3 protein-coding genes are annotated in these 3,940 nt (G+C 71.9%); 2 read left to right on the top strand and 1 reads right to left on the bottom strand.

Annotated elements, in window-relative coordinates:
- Nucleotides 1–3 precede the first annotated feature (3 nt).
- Nucleotides 4–1,083 (top strand): MupA/Atu3671 family FMN-dependent luciferase-like monooxygenase, encoded by a 1,080-nt coding sequence (locus tag ACFUO4_RS40040; RefSeq protein ID WP_383494608.1) that lies wholly within the window; start codon nt 4–6, stop codon nt 1,081–1,083.
- A 60-nt stretch (nt 1,084–1,143) separates the two neighbouring features.
- Here ACFUO4_RS40040 and ACFUO4_RS40035 read toward each other — a convergent pair whose 3' ends face one another.
- Complete coding sequence (locus ACFUO4_RS40035; protein WP_383494605.1) at nt 1,144–1,899, bottom strand: thioesterase II family protein; 756 nt, start codon at nt 1,897–1,899, stop codon at nt 1,144–1,146.
- A 216-nt stretch (nt 1,900–2,115) separates the two neighbouring features.
- Here ACFUO4_RS40035 and ACFUO4_RS40030 point away from each other — a divergent pair, with 216 nt between their 5' ends.
- On the top strand, nt 2,116–3,939 hold the full coding sequence (locus ACFUO4_RS40030; RefSeq protein ID WP_383494602.1) for a non-ribosomal peptide synthetase: 1,824 nt from the start codon (nt 2,116–2,118) through the stop codon (nt 3,937–3,939).
- Nucleotide 3,940 lies beyond the last annotated feature (1 nt).

Below are 3,940 nucleotides of genomic sequence, written 5' to 3'. Positions count from 1 at the left end.
CCGATGGAGTTCAGCGTCTACTTCTTCGCCGCGGACGACCGCCAGTCCCCGCGTGACCGCTACCGGTTCATCCTCGACGTGGCCCGCTTCATCGACACTCGTGGCTTCCGGGCGATCTGGGTGCCCGAGCGGCACTTCCAGGAGTTCGGCGGCAGCTTCCCCAACCCCTCGGTGCTGGCCGCGGCCATCGCCGCCGTCACCGAGCGCGTCGAGCTGCGGGCCGGCAGCGTGGTCGTACCGCATCACCACCCGGTGCGGATCGTCGAGGAGTGGTCGCTGGTCGACCAGCTCTCGGCCGGTCGGGTGGGGCTGTGTCTGGCGACCGGCTGGCACCGCGGGGACTTCGTGTTCCAGCCCGGCCACTTCGCCGACCGGCGCGAGTACACCCTCGACACCGTCGACACCCTGCGTGCGCTGTGGCGAGGGGAGGAACTGCCCTTCCCCGGGCCCGAGGACGGCACGCTGACGGTGCGCACCTTCCCCCGGCCCCACCAGCCGGAGCTTCCCCTGTGGTTGGTGCACACGTCCAACCCCGCCACCTGGCTGGAGGCCGGCCGCCGCGACCTCGGTGTCCTGACCCTGCTGGACAGCTGGGAGCGGCTCGCGGACAACATCGCCGCCTACCGCAAGGAGCGGGCCGCCGCCGGACTCGACCCGGCGGCCGGCACCGTCACCGTGGGCATGCACACCTACCTCGGCGACGACGAGGACCGGGTGTGGGACGTCGTCAGGGATCCGGTACGCCGGTACCTGTCCACCTTCCTCACCCAGAAGCGGAGCGACGACGGCGCCGCCGCCATGTCGGACGCGGAGCAGGAGCAGCTGGCCACGCTGGTGGCCCGGGACTTCTACGACCGGCGTTCCCTGCTGGGTACTCCGGGCAAGTGCGCCGAGGTGGTCGAGCGGCTGGCCGGCATCGGGGTGGACGAGGTCGCCTGTCTGGTCGACTTCGGGCTGCCGTTCGCCGACGTACTGGCGGGCCTGCCGCGGCTGGACGACCTGCGGCGCGCCTGCGGGCCCACCGCCGGGCGCACCCAGTCGGCGTCACCGGCGCGTCGGCTGGGCGGCTACTACGACCAGTGATCCGTCGTCCGGACACCACGGTGCCCCCGCCCGGGAGGACGGGGGCACCGGGTCCGGAAATCAGCCGGCCTGTTCCACCATAAGTTTCACCACCGATTCGCGGGAGGTCTGGAAGAAGAAATGGTCGCCCGGTAGCACGTTGAGGGTGAATTTCCCCGACGTGTGGACCTGCCATGCCTCCAGGTCGGTAATTCTGCATTCCGTGTCGGATTCCCCGCCGAAGGTCGACACTGGGCATTCCAGTGGAGTTTCCGGAAGGTATTCGTAGGTTTCCTCGACGGCCACGTCGGCACGCATGGCCGGAACGTACACCTCCTGCATTTCCGCATCGGTGCGCAGCGCCTGCGGAACGCTGTGGCAGCGCTCGTCCAGCGCGTTCAGGAAGCGTTCCACGGGCAGGTCGTGGATGGGCGCGTAGCGCGACGGCAGGTGGGGTGCGGGCTGCGCGCTGACGGCGAGCAGGGCGGGCAGCCGGCCGTGCTCGCGGCGCAGCCGACGGGCGACGTCGAAGGCGATCAGTGCGCCCGAACTGTGCCCGAAGAGGACGAAGTCGCCGGTCAGAGCTTCGGCGCAGGCGGCGGCAGCGGGGCCGGCGAGTTCGCTCATCGTGGTGGCGAGCGGTTCCTGACGGCGCACTTCGCGGCCCGGCAGGCGCAGCATCCACAGGTCGACGTCGGCGGGCAGTTGATCCGCGAGGCCGTGGTAGGCGGCGGTGCCGCTGCCGGCCCAGGGCACGGCGAGGACGGTCAGCCGGGGATTGCTTCTGCGCCCGGCGCGGAGAAACCAGCGGTCGGGGTCCAGCCGAAGGGAAGTCATGCAGCGAAATGATAGAGCAGTTCTGGTGGGTGTCGGTCAAGAGAATCGAGAATGTCTCGGACTGCGGGCGTCGCGGCGCGGGCGGGTGCGGGAATTTCGTCAAGACTTATTCCGCGGTATTGATCGGAGGCGACGGCATGGCTAGTGTCGGGATGCGACAGAGATTCACGAAGCCCTGCGCGGCCCTTTTCTCGCGGCCGGAGGAGGAATTTCTTCATGCGCGCTCTCAGCGGTGACGTCGACGCGGACCCGAGCGGCCCGTCGACACTGCACGGACTGGCGCTGGCCCAGGCCCGACAGCGGCCGGACGCCGTCGCCGTCCGGCACGCCGGGCGCGCCACCACCTACCGGGAACTCGACGACCGCAGTGCGGCCCTGGCCCGCGTGCTCCTCGACCGCGGTCTCGGCCCCGGCGAACTGGTCGGGGTGTCCATGGCACCCAGCGACCACATGGTGGTCGCCGTCCTCGCCGTACTGCGGGCCGGGGCGGCCTACGTGGCCGTGGACCCCGCCTACCCCGAGGAACGCATCCGGTTCATCCTGGCCGACAGCGGCGCCCGGACGGTCCTGGTGGACGAGGCGTCCGCCTGGGTGCCCGGCCTGCTGGACCTGGAGGAACTGCGCGCGGACCGGTCGGCCGAGCCGCGTGAGCCGACCCCGCTGCCCGAGGTGGACGCCTCCCGGCTGCCGTACCTCATCTACACCTCCGGCTCCACCGGACGCCCCAAGGGCGCCATGAACCGGCATGCCGGAGTCGCCCTGACCATGCGGGGCCTCGCCGACGCCATCGGCCTGGAGGACACCGACCGGGTGCTCCAGGTGTCGTCGCTCAACTTCGACCTGTCCGTCATCGAGATCTTCGCGACCTTCGCGGCCGGCGGCGCCGTCGTCGTCCCCCTCGCGGCAGAGCGCACCGACCCCGGCGCGCTGCTTGATCTGCTGAGCGCGGAGTCGGTGACCGTGTGGTCCTCGGCGCCCGCCCTGCTGCGCCCCCTCACCGACACCGCCAGGCGACGCAGCGGGTCACTGCCCGAGGCGCTGCGCACGGTGGTGCTGGCCGGTGACCGCTTCCCGCCGGTCATGGCCGCCACCCTGGGTGAACTGGGCCCGTCGGTGCGGGCGTTCAACGTGGCCGGCATGACCGAGGTGTCGTGTTGCAGCACCGTCTACCCGGTGCGTAAGGAGGACGCCGAACGGGACGCGATCCCCTGGGGCCACACCCTGCCGGGCCACACCGCCTACGTCCTCGGCACGGACGGCCGGCCGGTCCCGCGGGGCGAGCGCGGCGAGCTCTACATCGGCGGGGCGGGCGTCGGCCAGGGCTACTGGCGGCGCCCGGAGCTGACCCAGGAGCGCTTCGTGCCCGACCCGTTCGCCGAGGCGCCGGACGCGACCATGTACCGCACCGGGGACCTCGCGGCCGTCCGGCCGGACGGCGGCATCGAGTTCTTCGGCCGGCTGGACGGCCAGGTGAAGATCCGCGGCGTCCGGGTGGAGACGGGGGAGCTGGAGACGGCCCTGGAACAGCACCCCGACATCCGTGAGGCGGCCGTCGTGGCCCGGCACGACCGCGTCGGCGAGGGGTTCCTGGTCGGCTATGTCGTACCGGAGCCCGGACGGCTGCTCACCGCAGCCCAGTGCCGCGAGCACCTGGCCCGGACGGTTCCCGCCCACTCCATACCCGGCCGGTTCTTCTTCCTCTCCGGCATCCCGCTGCTGCCCAACGGCAAGGCGGACCGCTCGGCCCTGCCCTTCCCCGAAGAGCCCGCGGCACCCGCCGCCGAAGCCCCCGCGGCGCACGACGCACTGGTGACGGCGGTCATCGGGGTCTGGGAAGACGTGCTCGGCCGCCAGGGCATCGGCGCGCACGACGAGTTCAGCGAGATCGGAGGACAGTCGCTGGCCGCCATGGAGATCGTCGGCCGCATCCGCGAGGGCTGGGGCGCGGCCACCGGCCTGGCCGCCTTCCTGGACCACTCGACGCCGACGCGCTACGCGGCGCACCTGCGCGCGGCCGGCGCCGTGGCGCCCGAGAACTGAC

The sequence above is a fragment of the Streptomyces sp. NPDC057280 genome (assembly GCF_042668605.1).
Lineage (GTDB): Bacteria > Actinomycetota > Actinomycetes > Streptomycetales > Streptomycetaceae > Streptomyces.
This window is presented reverse-complemented; position numbering and strand designations above follow the sequence as displayed.